Genomic DNA, 22874 nt, shown 5'->3' with positions numbered 1-22874 from the left:
CGGCGATACCGCCGCGCGCCGCTGCTTCGCCGAGACACGCAGTTCTTCGAGGCATCGGCGCCGGAACGCGGTCATAACTCGAGAAGGTGTGGGTTTCGGCGAGCGCTGCTCGCGCGTGGTGCGAATAGTCCCGCAATTAGACGTTCAATTGATACGAAATCGGACTATACTGAACCAGAATTGTCCGAAACCGTATGATTTGGAAGCCTATGACGAACGAGGTGCGCTCGAACACGGTCCCCGCCGTCAGCGACGCCACGACCGCAGGCCCCGCCGCCAGCGACGCCATGCCCGCAGGCCCCGCCGCCAGCGACGCCACGCCCGCGGTCCCTGCGGGCCCCATTCCAAGGGATCCGGACGGCCTCATCTCCGTCGGCGCTTGGAACCGCGAGTTCGACAAGCTCTATCGCAAATCCGACCAGCTCTATCACAACCTCGCGCGCGGCTGCGGCCTCTCTGACAGCGCGTATTGGCTGCTCTACGCCATTTACGCCCGCGGCAACGAGGCCTCGCTGCGCGATCTCTGCGAGGCCTACTGCCTCAGCAAGCAGACGCTCAACTCGACCCTGCGCACGCTCGAGTCGAAGGGCTACGTCGAGACGTCGTTCTGCGAGGGCAGCCGAAAGGCCAAGCGCGTCGCGTTCACGCTGGCTGGTCGCGCGTTCGTTGCCGCCAAGATCGTGCCCGCGAGCCAGGCGGAGCGGCGGGCGTTCGAGGCGCTCGCCCCCGAGGAGCAGGACGAGATGATGCGGCTCATCGACAAGTACGTCGGTGCGGTCGAGGAGGAGATCAAGAGGATGGAAGGGGAGGAAGCAAGGTGAGTCAGGACAAGGACACGATAGAAAACGAGCTGCGGAGGCAGGCTCGCGAACGCCGCGATGCTCGCCGTGCGGCAGCTCCAAACGCCAGCGGCAAGGACACCGCCGACAATCCTTCCGCGTCCGGCACCACCGGCAACGACGGTGACCCCGCCACCCCCGCCAACCGCGCCTCTAAGTTCGAGACCGTCAGGCTCCTGGCCAGCCTTCTCGCGCCCTACAAGCGCCTCTGCGCGGGTACCCTCGTGGCAATGCTCTTCGACCTCTCGGGCATGCTGCTCATCCCCACGCAGCTCTCCATGATGATCAACGTCGCCATCACCACGCACGACGCAAACGAGTTCATGACCCACGGTGTCCTCATGCTGGTCGCGGCGCTCTGCGGATCGTTCGGCTACATCACGTCGACGTGGCTCGCCTCCCGTCTGTGTGCCAACGTCGGCCGAGACCTGCGCATGCGCGTTTATCGCGCCTCGCTTGACTTCTCCGCCGGCGACTTCTCGCGCTTCGGCACCGGCTCGATGATCACGCGTACGCTCTCGGACGCAAACGTCGTGCAGCAGACGCTGCTCATGGCCATCCTCATGATCCTGCCCGTGCCCATCATGTGTGCCATCTCGGTGGGGCTGGCGTTCTCGATCGATACGCTCATGGGTTGGGTACTGCTCACCGTCACTGTGGCGACCATCGCCGTCTCCCTCGTGAGCGTCTTCGCCACGGCGCCGATCTTCACGCGTCTCCAGGGCTTCATCGACTCGATGAACGCGCGCCTGCGCGAGGCCATCACGGGCGTGCGCGTCGTTCGTGCCTTTGGCTGCGAGGACGAGACCCGCGAGCGCCTGGACGAGACCTTCTCCGCCTACGCGGACAATGCCATCCGCGTGAACATGGTCTTCGCCGCGACGGACACCCTGGCGTTCTTCCTGATGAACGCCGTGGAGTCGCTCGTCATGTGGCTCGGTGCCAACCGCGTCGGCGTGCACGCGATGCAGATTGGCTCCATCTCGGCCATCATCGAGTACGCGATGCTCATCCTGTTCTTCCTGATGATGGCGCAGTTCGCGCTCATCTCCGTGCCGAGGGCCATGGCGTGCCTCGACCGCGCGTCCGAGGTGCTGCGCTTCGTGCCCGAGATTCGCGATGCCGAGACCTGCGTGGCGCTGCCCGCTTCGCTCGCCAGGCTCGAGCCTGGCGCCAAGGGCGAGGATGCCGCCGGTGCGCCCGTCGCGGCTGGCAGCACCGCCGCCGCGCCCGCTCCTGCCGAGGTCGCCCGCTTCGACCACGTGAGCCTGCGCTTCTCCGACGCGGACGAGGACACCCTCCACGACCTGACGTTCAGCATCCGTCGCGGTGAGGTCGCGGCCATCATCGGCAACACCGGCTCCGGCAAGTCGACGATCGCCAAGATGCTCCTGCGCTTCAACGACGTCACCAGCGGCAAGCTCCTCTTCGAGGGCGTCGACGTCCGCGACGTCGCCCAGGCGGAGCTCAGGAGCCGCATCGCCTATGTCCCGCAGAAGGCGTGGCTCTTCAGCGGCACCATCGCCGAGAACCTTCGCCACGGCCGCGCCAACGCGACGGACGAGGAGCTCTGGCACGCGCTCGACGTCGCGCAGGCGAGCTTCGTCCGCGAGCTTCCCGGTGGCCTCAACGCCCCCGTGACTCAGGGCGGCACGAACTTCTCCGGCGGTCAGCGCCAGCGTCTCGCCATCGCACGCGCCCTCGTGCGCCACGCGGACCTCTACGTCTTCGACGACTCGTTCTCCGCGCTCGACTTCAAGACCGACGCGGCGCTTCGCCATGCCCTCACGACCGAGCTCGCGCACGCGGCGCAGCTCGTGATCGCCCAGCGTGTAAGCACCATCCACGATGCCAGCCAGATCGTGGTCCTGAAGGACGGCTCGATCGTGGGCCTCGGCCGCCACGACGACCTCATGCAGACCTGCGACAACTACCGCGCCATCGCGGAATCCCAGCTCAGGAAGGAGGCCAGCCATGAGTAACGGAGGGGAGCTCAAGCGCCAGACGCCCGAGCCCGAGGAGGAGCTCGAGTACCAGGCACCCGAGCCCGAAGAGGAACTCGAGGTACCCGCAAACGCCGCCGCCACGGCCGTGCGCCTTTGGAACGCCGCCGCCGGTCAGCGTTGGAGGCTCGTCCTCATGAGCGTCTTCGCCGTGACCTACGTGACGCTGCAACTTGGCGCCGTGTCCTACAGTGCCGGCCTCATCGACCTTTTGTGGGGCAGCATCCAGGAGTGCTTCGCGCGCGGCGAGAGCTACGTTGTCGCCTTCGAGAACGGCGGCACCGAGATCCTGACGTTCTTCGGTCTCTGGACGCTCTCCTGGGCCTTCTACACCGTCAACTCCTTCATCATGGCGAGCTTCGCGGAGCGCCTGAACCTCAAGCTCCGCGAGCAGATCGCGGCCAAGCTCGAGCGTCTGCCGCTCGCGTACTTCGACCGCCACCAGCCGGGCGAGACGATCAGCCGTGCCACGAACGACCTCGACAAGGTCAGCGAGGTGCTGCAGCGCGGCCTCATGCAGGTCGTGAACTCCGGCCTGACGTTCCTCCTCGCCGTCATCCTCATGTTCTCCGTGAGTGTCAAGCTTGCGCTCGTCTTCACGGCGTTCGCCTCGGTGGCGCTGCTCGTGACGAGGTTCTTCGCGATGCACACCCTCACGGCGACGGCCTCGAGGCAGGCGTCGCTCGGCAAGCTTACCGGCTGCGTGGAGCAGGCGTACTCCGGTCGCGCCGTCATCAAGGCGTTCGGCCGCGACGAGGCCAGCGTGGCGGAGATCGGCAAGGCGGCACAGGAGCTCGCGACGGCGTCCGCGTTCTCGGACTTCCTGACGCAATCCGTCGGCCCCGCCATCCGCTTCGTCATGCGCCTGTCGCAGGTCGTGATCGCGTTCCTCGGGGGCCAGATGCTGCTTACCGGTGGCTTTACCGTAGGCGTCTTCCAGGCCTTCTTCCAGTACCTCAACCACGCGTCCGAGCCGCTCACGCAGGTTTCGCTCACTGTGAACATGCTGCAGGGAGCCCTTGCCGCCGCGGAGCGCGTCTTCCGCCTACTCGACGAGGACGAGGTCGAGGCGGATCCGGCGGAGCCCATCGAGCCCGTCCAACCGGTCGAGGGCCGCATCGCCTTCGAGCACGTGCGCTTTGGCTACACGCCGGAGAACCCCCTCATGCACGACGTCTCGCTCGTGGCGGAGCCTGGCCAGAAGATCGCCATCGTGGGCGCGACGGGCGCCGGCAAGACGACGCTCGTGAACCTCCTCATGCGCTTCTACGAGGTCGATGGCGGCCACATCACGCTCGATGGCCGCGACACGCGCAAGATGCGCGCCCGTGACCTTCGTCAGCAGTTTGGCATGGTGCTCCAGGACGCGTGGCTGTTCGAGGGGACTGTGGCCGAGAACATCGCCTACGGCTGTCCCGACGCCACGCGCGAGGAGGTCATCGCCGCAGCTAAGGCGGCTCATGTCGACTTCTTCATCCGCACGCTGCCGGAGGGCTACGACACCGTGCTCGCCGGGGACGCGGAGGCCGTGAGCGCCGGCCAGCGCCAGCTCTTCACCATCGCTCGCGCGATGCTGCGCGACCCGGCTATCCTGATTCTCGACGAGGCGACCTCGAGCGTCGACACACGCACCGAGCAGGCGATTGTCCACGCGATGGAGAACCTCATGGCCGGCCGCACGAGCTTCGTCATCGCGCACCGCCTCTCGACCATCGTCGACGCGGACCTCATCCTGGTGATGGACCACGGCAACATCATCGAGCAGGGTTCGCACGACGAGCTGCTCGCCCGCGGCGGCGCGTACGCGGAGCTCTACCAGTCGCAGTTCGCGTAGGGGTGGATCGACCCAACGGGGGTGCGCGGGAGGCCTCGCCATGCTTCATTCGGGTGTCCTTCGGAAAAACCCTCATTTCGCATGGCGAGGCCTCCCGCTGCTTGCTGCGGAGGGGCGATGCCCATGCGGATGGCAGGTGCTCGTCAGCTGCGTGCGGCGGGCAATCGGTGCGTGGCGAGGAGAATCTTTTTCTCGCTCGCGTGGTAGGCTGGGTTTCAGGATATTAATTCCCGCGCACGTGGCGGGGGAGGGAGAAGACCATGGCTTGCACTACGATTCTGATTGGCAAAAAGGCGAGCTACGATGGGTCGACCATTATCGCGCGCAATGAGGATTCCTCTAACGGCACGTTTGATCCCAAGCGCACCGTCGTGGTGATGCCGGAGGAGCAGCCGCGCCACTATCGCTCAGTGCTGTCCCACGTCGAGATCGAGCTGCCGGACAATCCGCAGCGCTACACCGCCGTGCCCAACGCGCTTCTCGATGAGGGCATCTGGGGCGAGGCCGGCTTCAACGAGGCCCAGGTCGCCATGAGCGCGACGGAGACCATCACCACCAACGAGCGCGTGCTTGGCGCTGACCCCCTCGTCACGCTCGTGCCTGCGAAGGGCAAGCCCGGCGAGGAGGGCTATGTGCCGGAGGTTCCCGGCGGCATCGGCGAGGAGGACTTCCTCACGATCGTCCTCCCGTACGTCAACAGCGCGCGTGAGGGCGTGCGTCGCCTGGGCGAGCTGCTTGAGACCTACGGCACGTATGAGATGAACGGCACCGCCTTCTCTGACGCGGACGAGATTTGGTGGATCGAATCCGTTGGCGGCCACCACTGGATCGCCCGCCGCGTGCCGGACGAGGCTTATGTCACGATGCCCAACCAGCTTGGCATCGACGACTTCGACCTCGATGACGCCATGGGTGCCCAGCGTGACTTCATGTGTAGCGCGGACCTCCGCGAGTGGATGGCCGCGAACCACCTCGACCTCACGCTCTCTGACGCCGACCTCGGCCTTGCCGGAAGCGACGAGGGCGCGGTCTGCGCGGACGGCGTGCACACGCGCTTCAACCCGCGCGAGGCGTTTGGTTCCCACACCGGCCGCGACCACGTCTACAACACCTGCCGCGCGTGGATGATGCAGCGCACGCTCAACCCCAGCGATGCCTGGGACGGCCCGGACGCCGAGTGGGGTCCGGAGAGCGACGACATCCCCTGGTGCCGCGTGCCGGAGCGCAAGCTCACCATCGAGGACGTGAAGGACGTGCTCTCGAGCCACTACGACGGTACGCCGTTCGACCCCTACGGCAACCTTGGTACCGATGCCGAGCGTCGCCGTTACCGTTCCATCGGCATCAACCGCAACAACCACCTCGCCGTGCTGCAGCTGCGTCCCTACGCGCCCGCGGCCACGCGCTGCGTTCAGTGGATGGCCTACGGCTCGAATGCCTTCAACACCCTGGCGCCGTTCTTTGCCCAGGTTGGCGACATGCCGGCGTACCTGCGCGACACCACGGACCACGTGACCACGGAGAACTTCTACTGGGCGAACCGCATTATCGCCGCGATCGCCGATGCGCACTTCAACGACAATGTGAACACCATCGACAACTACCGCGAGCGTACGATGGCGTTTGGCCAGCGCGTCCTGCGCGAGACGGACGCCCGGGTCGCCGCGCTCGCGGAGACAGGCGCTGACGCCGCCGAGGTCGAGGGCGTGCTCGAGGAGGCTAACCAGTGCGTTGCCGATGAGCTTCGCGAGGAGACCGACAAGCTACTCGACAAGGTGCTCTATACCTCGAGCATGCTGATGAAGAACGCTTTCTCGCTGTCTGACCACTAGGAACGGCAGCTGCCCGGGCGCGTCCGAAGGGAGACTGCGCCTGAGGATTCGAAACGCAGGGGCGCTCGTCACCTACGTGGCGAGCGCCTTCTGTTATCGCGGGGCGCACGGGGTGCGCGGGGCCGCGCTGCTTCCGGCCCCAATGCCTGGCTGCGCATCAAAACCTACCTCTTGTAAGGTTTTGCCGCCGAAAAGGGGCCTGAAACCTTACAAGAGGTAGGTTTTGGCGAGTCAAGTGGGCGCGCGTTGGCCGCACTAGCCGCGCGAGCGTGCGCTACTCCACGTACTCGATTGTGCCGCCGCCGAGGACTTCGTCGCCGAGGTAAAGCACCGTGGCCTGTCCGGGTGTGATCGCGCGCTGCGGCGCGTCGAACTCGAGGCGCACGCGGCCGTCGGCAAGCGGTGTCGCCACGCAGGGTTGGTCCGGCTGGCGATAGCGCACCTTGGCCGCCGCGCGCACGGGCTCAGCCGGCACGCAGCCGGAGACCCAGTTCCACTCGCCGGCGACGAGCGCGCTCGCCATGAGGCGGTCCTCGTCGCCGAGGGTCACGGTGTTGGCAACGGTGTCGACCTTGCAGACGTAGACGGGCTTGGCGCACGCCACGCCCAGGCCCTTGCGCTGTCCCAGCGTGTAGCGAAGTGCGCCTTGATGGCGTCCGAGGATGTTGCCCTCCGTGTCGAGGATGTCGCCCTCGGGTGCGACGCGACCGGTGCGCTCCTCAATAAAGCGCAGGTGGTCGCCGCTGGGGACGAAACAGATGCCCTCGGAGTCCTTCTTGCTGGCACTCGTGAGGCCATAGCTCGCGGCGATGTCGCGCACTTCGGGGTCCTTGAGCATCCCACCCAGCGGAAACATGACGTGGGCGAGGCGCTCCTGCGTGAGGCCGAAGAGGAAGTAGCTCTGGTCCTTGCGCGCGTCCACGCCCTTGAGCAGGTGCCAGCCGGCGTCGTCGTGCGTGACGCGCGCGTAGTGGCCGGTGGCTACGTGGTCATACCCGAGCTCGAGTGCGAGGTCGAGCAGGGCGCCGAACTTGAGGTGGCGGTTGCAGGCGACGCAGGGATTGGGCGTGAGGCCGGCCTCGTACGCCGCGACGAAGGGGTCGATCACGTCGCGCGCGAACTCGCGTGAGTAGTCGAAGACGCGGTGCCGGATGCCCGCGTTCCAGCAAGCTTGACGGGCATCGGCGATGTCGTCGGTGCTGCAGCAGGTACGCTCGCCTGGGCGGTCGTCCTCGTTGGTGGCGAGGCGCATCGTGGCGCCCGTGCACTCGTAACCCGCGTCGACCAGCAGCCTCGCGCAGACGCTGGAGTCGACGCCGCCACTCATGGCGACGAGCACGCGTCCGGAAGTCATCGGGCGTCACCTCCTGCGGGTGCGCCGGAGGGCGGGTTGGCTGAGACGTGCGGCTGCGCCGGCAGCGTTTCGCCTTGCTTGCGCAGACGCGCGGCGACCGCGGCGATTGCCTCGGCGGCCCGGTCGACATCCGTCTCGTCGTTCTCATCGGCATCAAGGGAGACTCGCAGATACGTGCGTCCTACCTCGGGCGATATGCCCATGGCGGCAAGGACGTGGCTCTCCTCGAGGGCACCCGCCGCGCAGGCGGAACCCGCGCTCAGGCACACTCCGAGCTCGTCGAGAAGGACGAGGGAACGCTGGTGGTCGACTCCGTCGAGCGTGATGGCGACGATTCCGGGGAGGCGAAGCGAGGGGTCCGAAGGGCCGAGCACACGCACGCCCTCGATGCCGGCAAGTCCACGAACAAATCGCTCGCGCAGCGCTTCTACCTGCGATGTATCGGCTTCAAGCCTGTCGAATGCCTCGTCGAGCGCGGTCGCCATGCCGGCGGCTCCCGCGACGTTCGAGGTGCCAGCGCGGTGTCCGCGTTCCTGCGTGCCGCCCAGGACGAGCGACGCGGGGGCCACGCAGTGCGAGCACACAAGCGCGCCCATTCCGCGGGGACCGTGGAACTTGTGGGCGGAGAGCGTGAGCAGGTCGAAGCCGTCGCGCGTGAAGTCGATGGGGAGGTGGCCGGTGACCTGGACGGCGTCCGTGTGGAAGAGCGCACCGCGCTTACGGGCCATGCGGCAGACGTCGCGCACGGGCTGCACGGCCCCTACCTCGTTGTTTGCGTACATGAGGGAGACGAGGCAGGTGTCGGGCCGCATGGCAGCCTTGACGTCGGCCACGCTGACGAGGCCGTTGGCATCCGGCTTCACGAGCGTGACCTCGAAGTTGCCGCCATAGGGGCCGTCGGGCGAGGCCAGGAGGTCGAGCATTCGCAGGACGCTCGGGTGCTCGATGGCGGAGGCGACGATGTGGCGCCTGCCCTCGCGCGCTCCGTATGCGGCGCCCGTGAGCAGGGCTTGGTTGTTCGCCTCGGATCCGCAGGAGGTGAATTCGACCTCGCTGGGGCGTGCGTGCAGGCGCTCGGCGATGCGACGGCGCGAGCTTTCGAGCACGCGGAGCGCCGCGTCGCCGGAGGCGTGCTGGCTCGCGGGGTTGGCGAAGGCGTCGCCGACGTAGACCTCGCGCATGGCGTCGAGCGCGGTAACGCTCGTGCGCGTGGTGGCGGCGTTGTCGAGGTAGATGATAGTCATGAGCTGCGGTTTATTGGCTAGGCCTGCGCGGTGGCGGCGTCTGCGGGCGCGGCATCTGCGGCGGACGAGTTCGCGGCATCGGTGGGCGTGGCTGAACCGGGCGCGTCAGTCGCGCCAGCCTCGTAGCCATCCGCCTCGTCCCCGTGCGGCGCAGAGGGGGAGTGGCGCATGGCTTCGATCGTCTTCTCCATGAGAGTGGCGAGCTCCCAGCCCAGGCGATCAGCGCCCTGCTGGATGACGTCGCGCGAGCAACCCGCGGCGAACTTCTTGTCCTTGAACTTCTTCTTGAGCGACTTCACCGTGAGGTCGTCGACGCTCTTGGAGGGGCGCATGAGCACCGCGGCGCCAATGAGCCCGGTGAGCTCGTCTGCTGCGAAGAGGACCTTCTCGAGGTCGCTCTCGGGCTCATAGGGCGTGCCAGTGAGGCCCCAACCGTGGCTGCAGCACGCACGGATTACGAGTTCGTCGGTGCCGGCCTCGCGCATGAGCTGCTCTTCACGGACGCAGTGCTCCTCCGGCCAGCGCTCGAAGTCGAGGTCATGCAGGGTGCCGACGGTCTGCCAGAGGTCTGCCTCGTCGGCGTGGCCCATGTCCGCGGAGTACCAGCGCAGGACCTCGCCCACGATGCGGCCGTGCGTGAGGTGGAACGGGTCTTTGTTGTAACGCTCGAGAAGCTCGAGCGCCTCCTCCGGAGTGGGAACCATGGTCTCTCCTTCGTCTTGCTTGGGCAACCTGGCTGTGGTGGCTAACGCCAGGTCGGGGCGTTTCTGTGGACAGCGGGAGCTCGTCGATTGTGTGGCGCGCGCGACCGTCGCGCAGATCACGCGTGAAGCGTTTGCGTTGCGAGGCTGTCGGCAGTTTGCAGAGCGTCCGCGATAACCTATTATCCTATAGCAATGATAGGAAATAGCGCGCGACGAACCTTCGTGCTGCGTCACGTGATTGTACGCCCAAGCCTCGGCGCCATGCCGCGCGCGTGCGGGGCTGGGAAGATCTGGGGGAGCCATGCTCGTATCCACGAAGGGCCGCTATGCCCTGCGCGTTATCATTGACCTCGCGGAACGCGAGGGTGAGGGCTATCTACCCCTTCGTGATGTCGCGCATAGGTTGGGCATTTCCGAGAAATACCTCGAGAGCGTCCTCAAGACCCTCGTGCGTGACCACTTGATCGAGGGCATGCGTGGCAAGGGTGGCGGTTACCGACTCACGCGTCCGGCGGCGGACTACACGGTGGGCGAGGTGCTGCGTGCGACCGAGGGCTCGCTTGCGCCCGTTGCCGGCCTGGATAACGAGGAGGCCTTCCGTATTGAGGAGCCTCGATGTCACGGGATGTGGGAGAAGCTCGACGTACTCATCGAGGACTACCTCGATGGCGTCAAGGTGACGGACCTCTGCGTCTCGACGCTCGTGGGCAACGACTACGTGATCTAGGGTTGGCGCTTCGGTTAAGCCTCGCGCACCTCGGACTCGCGAACCCATCCGAGCTCAGAGCATCCGTCTGCGCTGGAAAGCTCGTAGGTTGGCTCGCCGCCGATCTCTCCCACGGCGTTCACGACGCACGGCGTGTCACTCGCCTCGTCAATTACCAAGTCACCGACGTCAAACCGCGCGACGGGACCCGCCGCCGCGGCCTTCGCAGCCTCTTCACGGGCGATGCGCTCCTGAGCCTCGCGACCCGCCTCACGGCCATATCGCTGCTGGTCAGCCTGGTGGGTAAGGTGCCAACCGCCGCAGAACTCGCACTTGTAGATATAAAGCGGCCGCCCTTCGGACTCCTCGCAGAAGCGTGCGGTGGCGCGCGCCCGGTCATACGTGACGTAGCGGCGTTTCTTCGCGCACGAGTTCGCCGCGTGATACATATGCTCGTTGACGAGACGTTCGCGCCTGCGCTCGCGTTCGACGCGCTCGGCACGCGTCTCGCGGCTTAGTCGCTGGTCAGGGCGCAGGGGTGCCTCGCCGGATTTGTAGCGCTTGGTACTGTCCATGTGCCGTCCTTTTGCGTGGTTGCCTGGAACCATGATAGCGGTCGATGGCTAGATGGCTTGCGTGTGGGGCTTGCTAGGCACGCATTCGAAGTCGCTGCGACAGCAGTGGCTTCTCTTCGGCCGCAAAATGCGGCCGAAGATGGGGTATGGAACCGTCTCTTAATTGAAGCGCCAACTAAAAACACGCTAAGTAGGGGGCTGTTTCGGGTTTGGCCGAGTAGACGACCGATATGGATCTTTGCCAACTGGGGTTTTGCGGCGAAAAGGCGGGGGCTACTCGGGTCATCGTGGATTAGCCCCCTACTTAGCGACTTTTTCGTTCGGGCGTCTGAGCGCGTCCCCTAGACGTCGCCCATCGGCATGTGTGATCACTCGAGAAACGACTCAGCCGAGGAGCATTGACCCGATTCTCGTGCTGTCGAGCAAGCCCGCGCTTCCCCCAGCCCCACATCCCGGGCAACGTCCTCTACAGCTCGAGCTCCTTGATGACCTTCTTCATCTCGAGCGCCCAGCCGAGCTGCTCCCTGATGAAGTCGTCCCACTTGTCCTGTTGCGTCCTGACCGCGCGTCCGGTCTTGTAGAGCCGAATGCCCGACGCCTTGGTCGCGTCGAACTCCTTGGCCTTGAGCCCGAGCCTCTGCTCGAAGATGCCCTTGTTCGCGATGGCCTTGTGACCGATTTCCTTGTTATCCGGCACGTAGAACTCGACGCCCGTGCGCCCGCCCTGCGTGTCGATGAGCAGCGCCATGTGGTACGCCGAGCTCCCGCAGCTCAGGGTGGACCAATGGTCCTTCGTCGGCTTTCTGGGACTGAACTCCTTCATGAAATCGGGCGTCGCCTCGGCCACCTCGCGATACCTCGTCCAGTAGGCGAGCTTGATCTTGTCGGTCTCGGACAGGCCCTCGCTCGCCTTGACGGCGCGCGCCCACTCGTTGGGCTGCTCGACCACGTTGAAGCGCGGAGCGGGCAGGGAGTCGCCGATGGACCAAACCTCGATCTCGACAAGGAAGAAGGCTGCCTCGTCGTCCGTGTGGGCATTGAGCCACTCGATGGCCTGACGGTGCTCGTCGCGGGCGTGCCGCACGATCCAGATGACCACCTGGGCGCCCTTGCCCGCGGCGTAGGTGATGATCTTGCCCAGGTGGTCGTGGTTGGTGTCCTCGAGCTGGTTCTCGATGATTACCTTGGCGCCTGTGGCCGTGTCAGCGGCGTAGATTTCCGCGCGGAAGGAGCCGACGGCAGACTCGACTTCGCGAAGCTCGAGGTCCATCCCCACGGCTTGGCTGAGCAGCGCTAAGCTGCTCTCCTCCGCGAGCCACTTGGTGAAGTCCAGCGCCTCGTGGGGCCAGACGGACTTGAGGTCGACCTTCTTGATCGTCCCAAGGTCATAGTGCTTCATAGGGTTACTCCATCCCCTGGATCACAGTGAGCAGGTCCTGGTAGCTGTGGACGACGTTATAGCGCACGTCCTCGCCGGAGAACTCATTGAAGAGCTTCCTGGCGCAGGCGATCTTGCCGCGCTCGATGTCGCGCAGGGTCAGGCTGTCCATGCTGCCCTTGGTCTCCGCAACGAAGAAGACGTGACGCACGCTGCCCTTCTCGAAGGCGATGGCCCAGTCGGGCGCGTAGGAGCCCACTGGCGTGGGGATCTTGAACGTCCTCGGCAGCTTGGCATAGACGGCCACCTTGCCTACGGCGGACTCGAGGTCGCGCGCGAAGTCGCGCTCGCCCTCGGAGTCCCAGATGACGTAGTCCTGCACGCACCTGGAGGTCTCGATGGCGCGGCTCATGTTCTCGGGCATCTGCTCGGCGAAGATGGTCGAGTCGTACTTGTCCTCGAGCTTGTGGTAGGTGATGTGGTCAACCACCATCGTCGCCTTCTCGGCGAGGATGCACCTGGACACCTTTGCGATGAACTCCTCGGGGTTGTCGCGGAACATTCTGAACTTCGCCGGCATGATCCCCTTGAGGATTGCCGCGGCGCTCCTGCGGGTGATCTTCGCCCCGGCGGCAACCTCGCCCAGGAGGTCGTACGTGACGCTGGAGGAGTCCTCGCCAATCTCGTAGTCCTTCCTCGTCATCGTGCCGAAGGACTCGCCACGCTCGAGGTTCTCGCGCGATTGGCTCGCGCGCTGGGTCGCCGTCGTCATGACGTAGGACGCCTTGGCGACGTAGAGCTCGGAGTTGATGCGCTCGATGGCCTTGCGCCTCAGCTCCTCGTCGTCGAAGTCGACGGTGTAGGAGTGCTTGGAGTTGATCTTGTTCCAGAGCTCCTGGAACTCCTCGCGCTTGAAGTTCCGGTTGAGGCGGTTCGTGGTGACCTTCGCGGTGTGTCCGTTCGCGGCGTAGTCGTCGAGGGCGTGCGGGTCGTAGATGCTGCGGACGAGCTTCTGGATGTCCTCGCGGTAGGCGTAGAGATGCTCGGGCAGGTCGTCGTCGGAGACGGTCGCCAGGCCGGATTCCTTGAACTTGGCCGTGGGCGCGCCGTCGCGGTCGATGAGGCGGTTGGTGGTCAGGGCGTACAGGATGTCCTTGCTGTCGGACTCGGTGAGGGTGTAGGCCCTGTCCTCGTTGCCCTGCACGACAAGCCCGGTGAGGAACTTCTCGTTAATGGCCTTCGGGCGCTCGCGCAGCGCGCTCCTGATGTCGGACTGCAGCGCGCGGGTGAACTCGTCGTAGCTCTCGGACGCGATGACCGTGAGCTTGTTCACGCTCTGCACCTCGCTCTCGCCCAGGGCCTCGAGGTCCTGGCGCTCGCCGTCCTGGTTCACGCACAGACGCAAGCCACGGCCGACCTCCTGGCGCTTGCTGGTCTCGGAGTTCGAGTGCTTGAGGGTGCAGATCTGGAAGATGTTGGGGTTGTCCCAGCCCTCGCGCAGCGCCGAGTGGCTAAAGATGAAGCGCACCGGCTCGTCGAAGGAGAGGAGGCGCTCCTTATCCCTGAGGATGAGGTCATAGGCGCTCTCGTCGTCGGACTCGTCCTTGCCGCGCTTGACCTTCGAGTCGACGGAGCGGCCCTTCTTGTCGACGGAGAAGTAACCTGCGTGCGTGGAGTGCGCCCCGATGCCGCGGAGCCACTCGAGGTAGCGGTGCCTCGCCTCGCCGAGGCCGGCGTCCAGCGACGCGTCGAGGCTCTGCTGGCCGCGACCGTACTCGTCGACGGCGCGAGCGTATTCCTCCTCGAAGATGCGCCCGTACTCGCCGAGGCCCTCCTCGCCGTCCTCGTCGTAGACGCGGTACTTCGAGACCTCGTCGATGAAGAAGAGCGAGAGGCACTTGATGCCACGCGCGAAGAGGGCCTCTTCCTTCTCGAGGTGGCTCTTGATCGTCTCGCGGATCTGCACGCGGCGGATGTCGCGCTCGGCGGAGTCTCCCCAGACCTCGCCGCGACGCAGTTCGATACCGTTGAGGAACTTCACGTAGCCGAGCTGCCCGTCGGTGTCGGGGACAATGTCGGCGATGGAGTAGCCCTCACGGTACGCCTCGAGCTCGCCGGATTCGATGTAGATGTCGGCACTGGTCGTGAAGGCCTTGCTGCGCTTGGCAACGTTGCCCGTGGCGCCAAGGCGCTTGAACTCGATCACGGCCTCGGGCGCGCGGTCCTTGGAGACCTTGATGTCTTGCAGGTAGAGGTAGCCGTCCGTGCCGCGCATATTCTTGACCTCGAAGCCTTTGACCTCGATGCGCTTGACGAGACGCTGATTGTAGGCGTCGAGGGCGTCGAGGACATAGACCATGTCGTGCTGGTCCTTGTGGGTGGCGGAGTAGTTGAGACAGGCGAGCGGGTGGAAGCGCTTGATGCCCGCCTGCGTGGCCTTGCCGCCCATCTTCTGGGGCTCATCCTGGATGACGATGGGGTTGTTTGCCGCGATGACGTCGATGGGGCGACGACTGCCAAACTCGTCGCGCTCCGAGTACATGATGCGGGCTTCCTTGGAGCTGCCGCCCTCCTTCATGGAGGTGTTGAACGCCTGCATGTTGATGATCATCACGTTGACGTCGGCGCTCGAAGAGAAGCGGTCGATCTCGCCGAGGCGCGAGCTGTCGTAGACGAAGTAGCGGATCGCCTTGCCGTACTGCTCGAAGAAGTGCTGCTCGGTGTTTTTGAGCGACTTGTAGACGCCCTCGCGGATGGCGATGGAGGGCACGACCACGATGAACTTGGTCCAGCCGTAGAGGCGGTTGAGTTCGAGCATGGTCTTGGTGTAGACGTAGGTCTTGCCCGTGCCCGTCTCCATCTCGACGTCGAGGTTCACGGGGGCGGGGCCCTTGGCGAGCGTCTCGCTCTCGGGGATGCCGTTGGCTCGCTGCACCTTGTGGATGTTGTCGAGCAGCGTGGCGGAGCCGAGTGCGAGCGGGGCGTTGGCGTAGCCCTCGTTCGCCTCGAGCTGCTCCTCGAAGCCCGCGATGGTCTCCATGCCGTTCTTGGTGGCACCGTGGCCGAGGTCGCGCAGGTAGACCGCGGCACCGGAGTTGGGTTGCCCGGCGAAGACGTCCGCGACTGCCTTGGCGGCGGCTGTCTGGTAGGGCTGGATCTTGAATTTGAAGTGCATGGAGGCTCCAAATCGGGGGAGGAGCGCAGGCGTAGGCGCGAGTTCGCCGTCGCCTGCGTTCGTTGGGTGCGCGCAGATAATAGGGTATCGCTTAGCGAGGACACTCGCAGGTCTGACCACCCCTAACGATGTGGGTGGTCATCCGCGCGACGGGGATCCCAGGAACCCTTGCTTGCCGTCTATACGCCGGTGGTGTCGGCGCCTCCGGACAGATAGTCGCGCACGATATCAAGCGGAAGGATCGCGGGGATCATGACCGGGCCTGCCGGCGATAGTCCCGACACGGTCATTATGCAAGTCTTTGCATGACCGTAGGCCATGGAGATGGCATTGGAGAGCAAGTACTCGTCTGCTTGTTCGTCGGTCATGGATGTCGGAAGCGACGCGTGCGCGGAGACGAGCACCTCCACGCTTGCCTGCAGCTTCTCTTCGTCGTCGTGCTCGTGGTCCACAAGCGAGGTCTTAACGGTGAGGTTAAGTGCGACGAGGCCCTCGCTGCCCGAGCGCTCGAGCTGCTTGACCGTGAAATCCAGACCAATCTTTTGGTCCATGTGCTCGGCGGGGCAATCCGCGACTTGGAAAGAGGAACTAACCAGGAACAGGTCGTCGAGCTGAATCGGCGCAATCATTACGGTTTCCATTATGCTGCGAGACCTCCCTTAAAGAGTGTCAGGTGCTTGGCGTTTCCTGCCCCCTGTACTGTGGCGATGCTTTGCCTGGCGCGGTCTTCGCCCCAGCCGCTGGACCTTGCCTCGCTTGACTTGTGCCGATACGGGACCTCGGCGATAAACGACGGGGATGAGTTGAATTCGATGGTGATGCCAAGGGCCAGCTCGAACTGCGCGAGGGTCTTGAGGGTCATATTGGATTGAGTGTTTAGGATGTTGGACAAGCGCTGGGGCGTTATGCCCATTCGCTCTGCAAGCTCCTTCTTGCTCAGTCCCTGCCTCTGCATCTCGTCTGCCGCAAGGTATGCGAGCTCAAGGGCATGGTCATATGCGATTGTTTCTGCGGATTTGGTCTCTTCCATAAACGCAGAGAGATCTACGGTTTCCATGTTGCCTCTCCTCATTTGGCTTTCTCTAGGCGCTCGAGTTGAGCGGAAGCCTCTAGTGCAAGTCTTTTGGCCTGCTTGATTTCCCTATGTATGTTCCCGCTGCCCTGATGTCCTCTAAAACGATGGAGCAGAACGATGTGAGCCGGGTCTTTACAGACTATGTATGCCATCTCGCGAGCCGCTCCGTCAAAGCCCTTTATCTCGTAAAGGCCGGTTTCGGAATCCAGACACCTGAGCTTTTGCGTCTGGCATGACGTAGCGACGCCGTAATCGATTATCTTTCCCAGTTGCAAAAAGAGCTTGTGGCAGGATTCCCTCAGGCGGCTATCTGCCATGGCCTTCTGGAGCTCGGATAGATTGTGAGACGTCTTCTTGAGCTCCCAAAACACGTGGTCTTCGTCGAGCCGATACTCAACCAGTTCGTAGCCATCGTCCATGTCGCCCCTTTCTGCCGTCTCGGTGCATTCCCATTAGGCCACTTCACTTATAAGTGAACTCTACCCAATGGGACCACGAGTGGTCAAGGCCTGCCAGTGCTATGGGGCTTGGGTTTTTGAGAGGGGCGTACCCACGTGGGCCTGACTCCGGCAGTCGTAATAGTCATCCTCGCGGGTCACGTCAGGGAGGCCGAATCTTGCCGCCATATCCCTTTAAAGCGAAGTGGCCCCCTGCCCAATGGACTGAGCAGGGGGCTACCGGATTGCCCTAGATGACCTTGCGGATGGTTTCGGGGCTGAACGTCTTGAAGAGCTCGTCGAGGTTAGCCACGTCGGCGTCGCTGGCGAAGCTGGAGTCGCGGAAGACGGCATAGATCGGCTTCTCTCGCGCGATCGCCTCGAGGGCCTCGGTCGAGACGGCCTCGTCGAAGCATGCGATAAGCTGCCCGTCGTTGACGTCGAAGCACGCCTTGCCGCCGATTTCGCGCTCGGCGATCTTTGCGGAGTACTCGATGCGGAACGCGGGCAGGACCTGGAAGAGCAGGTCGAGCGGCAGGGCGTCCTCGGCGGAGTTGTCGGTGAAGAGGTCGAGCTCGGTCTGCTCATACTGTTCGGGCGTGGTGTACTCGTCCTTCAGGCAGGACTCGTCCACGCGCAGCACGCGGAAGCCGATGTCGGGCACGGGCTTGGGCTCGGCGCCAAGCTCGAGCTGCTCGTTGGCCTTGTCCACCTCTGCTCTGATCTTCTCGCCGGCGCGACGGATGCGCTCCTCGCCGACGTTGCACAGGTTGCCCCAACCGCTGGAGGTCTCCTCAGGCAGTTGGACGAGGATGAAGCGACGATTGCCGCCATCCTCGGCATTCTTTCGCATGACCGCTTCCGCCGTTGTGGCGGAGCCGGAGAAGAAGTCGAGGACGAGGGAGTCCTTGTCGCTCGCAATGGTCAGGATGCGATCGAGCAGGCGCACGGGCTTGGGCGTGTCGAAAGGCGCCGAGCCCTCGAAGAGAGACTTCAGCTGCTTCTTGGCTTCGTCAGTGTGGCCGACTTCGGAGTAGGGCCACAGGTTGGTAGGCATCTTGCCATCCATCTCGTCAAGATAGCGCTTCAGTCGCATGCCTCCTTTTCCGCCGCTAGTAAAGTAGAGCCGAGGCCAATTACCTTCATCAAATCGTTTTTGGGCGGCGGCGTACGTTTCTTCGCAGGGGTTCTTGAGGACGATGGCTTCGACATCTTTCCTTATCTCGTCCTCAGATACGCCGCATATTTCGGCACGCCGTGCTTCATCGTGTAGATTTCTAAACTCATAATCAGCCCATTCACTCATTAGGCGTAGCATGCTGTACCCGCCGAACGGCCGGTGCCGGCCGTTCGGCGGGTACAGCAGCTCGCCTGTGAGTGGATGCTGAATGGCGTATACCATGCCCTGATGAGTTGCTGCCCCGGGGGCGGCAGCATCGCCAGAGGACCAGGGACGAGGATCGCCATCGGGGCTCGAGTAGCGTTCGTCCATCTCGACGGTTCTGGGAAGCCTGCCTGGAACCCACTCAGGACTTTTTGAATACGCGAGGATGTGCTCGACTTCCGCGGGGATGCCCTTTGAATCGTTCCTCGGCGAGTAGGTCTTCTGCCAGGCAATATCGCCCACGAAGCAGGCAGTGCCAAACACCTCATCGCAGATGGCGCGGAGGTTCTTGGACTCGTTGTCGTCGATCGAGATAAAGATCGCACCGTCATCGCTCAGCAGGTCCCTGGCCAGCATCAGCCTGGGATACATCATCGAGCACCAGTCGGAGTGGAAGCGGCCGTTGGACTCGGGGTTGGCAACCAGGCGGCCGCCCTCCTCGTTGTAGTCGCCACTCTCGGCGTCGTATTCCGCGCGCGTCTTGGAGAAGTCGTCGTCATAGACGAAGTCGTGACCCGTGTTGTAGGGCGGATCGATGTAGATTAGCTTGACCTTGCCGGTGTAGGTCTCGCGCATGATCTTGAGTGCCTCGAGGTTGTCGCCCTCGATGTAGAGGTTCTCGGTGGTGTCCCAGTCCTTGGACTTCTCGGGGCAGGGACGCATGGTCTTCTTGGTGGGGCGGCGTGCCTCGAGCTTGGCCTGGCGCTTGCCGGGCCAGGTGAACTGGTAGCGCTCGCGCGGGCCGTCGACGATTACGTCAGAAAGGTCGTCGCGAAGGGCATCGAAGTCGACGGCGAGCGTAACATTGCCGTCTGCATCTATAGCCTCGGTTACGACGTCAGGGAAGAGTGCGGCAATCTTAGCTATGTTCTCCTGCGTGAGATCGGGGGGGGGTCTCCCGGCTGATCCTGTTCATCTATCTCTCCTCGTTACTTAGAACTCTTGGTTGCGTCGGCGAATGGGTGGGATATTGACTTTACTTATCAATCCCGCCCTTCTCCAGTTCCTCGATCTGCTTCTCGAGCGCCCGCATCTGGCGGAACAGCTCGTTTTTGCGGGTTAACTGGCGCTCCTTGCGGCAGCGTGCCTCAGTCTTGTCGCGCTCCTCGCGCAGCGTCTTGAGCTTGGTCGCCTTGGCGAGGCGCTCCTCGACCGTGGCGCCCTCCGCACCCATGTCGCCAAAGGCGACCTGGGAGGCGAGCGAGTCCCACACCTTGTCCATGTTAGCGGCATTCAGGCTGAGGGTAAGCCCTTCCGCGCTACGTCACTCGCCAACGGCGAGCTTGGCGGGCATCGCTGCGAGGCTCCGCCCATTTTTGTCCGTAAGCTCTGCCGCATGCAACCGCTCGCGGAAGACGTCGCGGAGAGCTGTCCGGGGGATGGCACAATCGGAGGGACAATCCGTTGAAAGGTTGCCCCCATGATGTCCTTCAGCATTGATCAGGTGAACTTCCGCGACCTCTATCGCCAGGTCCTCTTCGTCGGCTACTCCCTGCGCGAGCCCCTCGCCGCCGTCGGCGTTGCGGACCTGCCGGAGGACGCGGACGGCATGCTCGCCTATGGCTACATCGACCCGGACGCCGGCCTCAGCTTCGAGGTGCTCGCCCCGGCGCGCATGTCTGACCTCACGGTCTACCCGGAGTTCGACCTCATGCGCAAGCTCAAGTGCACTATGAAGGTGCGCGGCGCGGAGATGTCCGTCCACACCAACGTCGCCTACTCCAAGAACCCCGCCGAGTACTGGGAGACCTACGCGGACCACATCGCCTCGATCGACGAGTTCTACGCCGTCAGCCCCGACCGCGAGGTGACCCGCAAGGACACCGCCATCGACCACCTGCGCCACCCGTGCTACCCGGACGACATCCGCATCAGCATCGTCGACGAGGACTACGGCGAGGAACGCCTCTGGGCGACCCTTCAGGGCTGCACCGAGGACGGCCTCTACTACGTTGGCAAGCTGCTCAACGAGCCTGCCCAGAACTTCGGTGTCCATGCCGGCGACCTCGTCACCCTCGTTCCGGACCGCGGCGCGGACGGCATGGGCGAGCTGGCGTTCCTCACCACGCCCAAGCTCAAGCTCGAGCCCGAGGATGACGAGGAGGACCCCGATGACGAGGCCTTCGAGGTGAAGTTCGCCGTCGCGTGCGAGGTCATGCGCCGCGCTGACCTCCTCAACCTTGGAACCAACGAGAAGCACGCCGCCCCCGCGGACGAGTATGACTTCGAGGCCTTCGTCGCCGCCGACTGCATCTCCGCGGACTCCGACGTCGAGCAGGCGGCCGCGGTGATTGCGAAGATCATCGGGACCTCGTTTGACGTGGAGTGCGACGCGCTCGAGTGCGAGGAAGTGGCCGAGGAGCTCCTGGCCGCCTGGGACGAGGCGGGCGTCGAGCCCGATGACGTCGACTATGACCCGATGCCCCTCGTGGACGAGCACTTCTCGCGCTGGGACGAGGAGAAGGTCCGCTGGGACGAGGAGGCTTCTACGGCGGCTGATGCAGGTGGCAAGCCGGGCGACGCCGGCGTGACGTACCACTTCATCGTCCGCACCTGCTCGCAGGACTGGGACGACGAGGACGGCGGCGAGTACGAGGGCGCTGGCGAGTACGAGGGCGCCGGCGAGGGCGACGCTGCTGGCGAGGGCGACGCTGCCGGCGAGGGCGAGGAGTAGCGCTCGCGGTGCGCGGGGAGTCGCGGCAAATCCGCTTCCCGCGTGCTGATTCTTGCGCCCGCATCTGGGTAAGAATGGGGGAATCCGCGTCGGCGCGCTCACGCCGTGCCGCGTCGCGATACCCGCATTGCTCGCGGCTCCGCCGCGTTCGCCCGGAAGGACCGCCCCATGACCCAAGACCTCATCATGCTCGCCGTGATCCTCGCCGCCGTCGTGGCGTCGTCGTTTTTGGCGAGTCTCATTCCCGGCCGCCCTATTCCGGAGGTCGTCTTCTTCGTGATTGCCGGCGCCGTCTTGGGTCCTCACTGCGCGGGCGTCGTCCACGCTTCAGCTGGCATGTCGCTTGTGAGCCGTCTTGGCATGGGGTTCCTCTTCCTCATCGCCGGCTATGACCTTGACCTCCGCGAGCTCATGGGCCGCGCGGGCAGGCACGGCGCCGTCTGCTGGGCCATCTGCATGGCACTCGCTGTCGCTGCCACGCTCGCGCTTGACCTCGGCCTTTCCTCCACGGGCGTCGCCGCCTTCGCCATCGCGCTCACTACGACCGCCTACGGCACCCTCGTCCCCATCATGCGCGACCGCGAGCTTTCGGGCACCGCGGTGGGCGGCGTCATCGAGTCCTATGGCGCCATGGGCGAGCTCCTCCCCGTCGTGGCGATGTCGCTCATGCTCTCGCCTGCGCGCTCGATGTCGGCGAACGTGGCCGTGCTCGCGCTCTTCGCCGCCGTGTGTGTCCTCGTGGCCCTCCAGGCCGAGCGTGCCCGAGCTTGGGGCTCGCGCCTGTGGAAGTGGGTCGCTGACAACGCCGAGACAAGCTCGCAGGCGACCCTACGCGTCACGGTGCTGCTGCTCGTGACTCTGCTCGCCCTCGCCGCAGCGCTCGACCTCGACGCCGTGCTCGCCGCATTCGCCGCCGGCTTCATCCTGCGCCACCTCCTGCCGGACGAGCGCGGCAAGCGCCTCCTCGACAAGATCGAGATCCTTGCCAACGGGTTCTTCGTGCCGGCCTTCTTCGTCATCTCCGCCACGAGCATCGACTTCGCCGCCGTTGGTGCCGCGCCCGGCCTGCTCGCCATCTTCGTGGGGCTGCTTCTGCTCGTGAGGGCACTGCCCGTGGCCGTCTGCCTGCAGGTCTTCCCCGAGACGCGCGACATGCCCGCTGGCGAGAAGGTCTCCGCGAGCCTCTACTGCACGATGGCGCTGCCGCTGATCGTTGCCCTCACCGAGGCCGCGACGGCGGTCGACGCCATGCCCGAGTCGATGGCGAGCGTGCTCGTGACGGCGGGCGCGCTCACGGTCCTCGTGATTCCCGTGCTCACCAATGCCTCGCGCGTGGCGATCGCTGCGCATCCCGTCGAGGCGGCGCACGAGATTGCCGAGCACCCGGATTCTGTCCGCGAGATCATCCACGAGCACCACGAACACGTGCGCGAGGCGACCGAGCTCTTCCACGAGGAGCGCGCCGAGCTGCGCCGTCGTGGCGTGAGGCTCTCCGCCGCCGACTATCTGGCCCAGGCCGAGCAGATTCGCGAGCGCCACATCGACGACTTGCGCCGCATCAACGAGCATAGCCGCGAGGAGTACGAGGGCCTCCGCGAGGACCGCCGTCACACGAAGTAGGCGATTGCCCGCCGGTGCCGCCCCGCCATGAATTGCACGC

Annotated in this window: 18 protein-coding genes; 7 read left to right on the top strand and 11 right to left on the bottom strand. The window is 64.7% G+C overall.

Features of this window, described 5'->3' with window-relative positions; genetic code table 11:
* The first annotated feature begins 209 nt into the window (after positions 1 to 209).
* The 4 genes from ACTQ1Z_RS03955 (at position 210) to ACTQ1Z_RS03940 (ending at position 6508) form a co-directional block, all read left to right on the top strand.
* Positions 210 to 821 (top strand): MarR family winged helix-turn-helix transcriptional regulator, encoded by a 612-nt coding sequence (locus ACTQ1Z_RS03955; protein ID WP_441858917.1) that lies wholly within the window; start codon positions 210 to 212, stop codon positions 819 to 821.
* Positions 818 to 2821, top strand: coding sequence for an ABC transporter ATP-binding protein (locus ACTQ1Z_RS03950; RefSeq protein ID WP_441858915.1), 2004 nt, complete (start codon positions 818 to 820; stop codon positions 2819 to 2821). Before ACTQ1Z_RS03955 ends, ACTQ1Z_RS03950 begins: the two co-directional genes overlap by 4 nt.
* Positions 2814 to 4676: an ABC transporter ATP-binding protein gene (locus ACTQ1Z_RS03945; protein WP_441858913.1), complete on the top strand. Its 1863-nt coding sequence runs from the start codon at positions 2814 to 2816 to the stop codon at positions 4674 to 4676. Before ACTQ1Z_RS03950 ends, ACTQ1Z_RS03945 begins: the two co-directional genes overlap by 8 nt.
* Positions 4677 to 4936: 260 nt before the next feature.
* Complete coding sequence (locus ACTQ1Z_RS03940; RefSeq protein ID WP_441858911.1) at positions 4937 to 6508, top strand: C69 family dipeptidase; 1572 nt, start codon at positions 4937 to 4939, stop codon at positions 6506 to 6508.
* A gap of 274 nt (positions 6509 to 6782) precedes the next feature.
* On the opposite strand, the gene mnmA is transcribed toward ACTQ1Z_RS03940, so the two are convergent.
* From mnmA to ACTQ1Z_RS03925, 3 genes are read right to left on the bottom strand one after another with little or no spacing between them, the layout of a single operon-like run.
* Complete coding sequence (gene mnmA, locus ACTQ1Z_RS03935) at positions 6783 to 7862, bottom strand: tRNA 2-thiouridine(34) synthase MnmA (RefSeq protein WP_441858909.1); 1080 nt, start codon at positions 7860 to 7862, stop codon at positions 6783 to 6785.
* Positions 7859 to 9106, bottom strand: a complete 1248-nt coding sequence (locus tag ACTQ1Z_RS03930) for a cysteine desulfurase family protein (RefSeq protein ID WP_441858907.1) — start codon at positions 9104 to 9106, stop codon at positions 7859 to 7861. The genes mnmA and ACTQ1Z_RS03930 overlap by 4 nt, the downstream gene beginning before the upstream one ends.
* A gap of 17 nt (positions 9107 to 9123) precedes the next feature.
* A complete protein-coding gene (locus tag ACTQ1Z_RS03925) occupies positions 9124 to 9810 on the bottom strand; it encodes an HD family phosphohydrolase (RefSeq protein ID WP_441858906.1) in 687 nt (228 codons plus the stop codon).
* 301 nt (positions 9811 to 10111) lie between these two features.
* Here ACTQ1Z_RS03925 and ACTQ1Z_RS03920 point away from each other — a divergent pair, with 301 nt between their 5' ends.
* Positions 10112 to 10537 carry an RrF2 family transcriptional regulator gene (locus ACTQ1Z_RS03920; protein WP_441858904.1) on the top strand — a complete coding sequence of 142 codons (426 nt, stop codon included), beginning with the start codon at positions 10112 to 10114 and terminating at the stop codon, positions 10535 to 10537.
* 14 nt (positions 10538 to 10551) lie between these two features.
* Here ACTQ1Z_RS03920 and ACTQ1Z_RS03915 read toward each other — a convergent pair whose 3' ends face one another.
* From ACTQ1Z_RS03915 to ACTQ1Z_RS03880, 8 genes are all read right to left on the bottom strand, one after another.
* Entirely contained in the window at positions 10552 to 11091 is a 540-nt protein-coding gene (locus ACTQ1Z_RS03915; protein WP_441858902.1) for a hypothetical protein, read from the bottom strand.
* 466 nt (positions 11092 to 11557) lie between these two features.
* A complete protein-coding gene (locus ACTQ1Z_RS03910) occupies positions 11558 to 12490 on the bottom strand; it encodes a DUF4268 domain-containing protein (protein WP_441858900.1) in 933 nt (310 codons plus the stop codon).
* A 4-nt stretch (positions 12491 to 12494) separates the two neighbouring features.
* A complete protein-coding gene (locus ACTQ1Z_RS03905) occupies positions 12495 to 15644 on the bottom strand; it encodes a type III restriction-modification system endonuclease (RefSeq protein WP_441858898.1) in 3150 nt (1049 codons plus the stop codon).
* A gap of 179 nt (positions 15645 to 15823) precedes the next feature.
* Positions 15824 to 16273, bottom strand: coding sequence for a hypothetical protein (locus ACTQ1Z_RS03900; protein ID WP_441858896.1), 450 nt, complete (start codon positions 16271 to 16273; stop codon positions 15824 to 15826).
* A gap of 11 nt (positions 16274 to 16284) precedes the next feature.
* Positions 16285 to 16701: a helix-turn-helix transcriptional regulator gene (locus ACTQ1Z_RS03895; RefSeq protein ID WP_441858894.1), complete on the bottom strand. Its 417-nt coding sequence runs from the start codon at positions 16699 to 16701 to the stop codon at positions 16285 to 16287.
* Between the two features lie 11 nt (positions 16702 to 16712).
* On the bottom strand, positions 16713 to 17138 hold the full coding sequence (locus tag ACTQ1Z_RS03890; RefSeq protein ID WP_441858892.1) for a hypothetical protein: 426 nt from the start codon (positions 17136 to 17138) through the stop codon (positions 16713 to 16715).
* 268 nt (positions 17139 to 17406) lie between these two features.
* Positions 17407 to 19203 carry a site-specific DNA-methyltransferase gene (locus ACTQ1Z_RS03885; protein ID WP_441858890.1) on the bottom strand — a complete coding sequence of 599 codons (1797 nt, stop codon included), beginning with the start codon at positions 19201 to 19203 and terminating at the stop codon, positions 17407 to 17409.
* A 313-nt stretch (positions 19204 to 19516) separates the two neighbouring features.
* A complete protein-coding gene (locus tag ACTQ1Z_RS03880; protein ID WP_441858997.1) occupies positions 19517 to 19777 on the bottom strand; it encodes a DUF4391 domain-containing protein in 261 nt (86 codons plus the stop codon).
* Positions 19778 to 19960: 183 nt separating this feature from the next.
* Here ACTQ1Z_RS03880 and ACTQ1Z_RS03875 point away from each other — a divergent pair, with 183 nt between their 5' ends.
* The gene (locus tag ACTQ1Z_RS03875; protein ID WP_441858888.1) at positions 19961 to 21214 is read left to right on the top strand and encodes a hypothetical protein; all 1254 of its coding nucleotides are present in this window, start codon (positions 19961 to 19963) and stop codon (positions 21212 to 21214) included.
* A gap of 168 nt (positions 21215 to 21382) precedes the next feature.
* The gene (locus tag ACTQ1Z_RS03870; protein ID WP_441858886.1) at positions 21383 to 22834 is read left to right on the top strand and encodes a cation:proton antiporter; all 1452 of its coding nucleotides are present in this window, start codon (positions 21383 to 21385) and stop codon (positions 22832 to 22834) included.
* The last annotated feature ends 40 nt before the right edge of the window (positions 22835 to 22874 follow it).

Source organism: Parolsenella sp. LCP21S3_E11 (assembly GCF_052118165.1).
Lineage (GTDB): Bacteria > Actinomycetota > Coriobacteriia > Coriobacteriales > Atopobiaceae > Parolsenella.
This window is presented reverse-complemented; position numbering and strand designations above follow the sequence as displayed.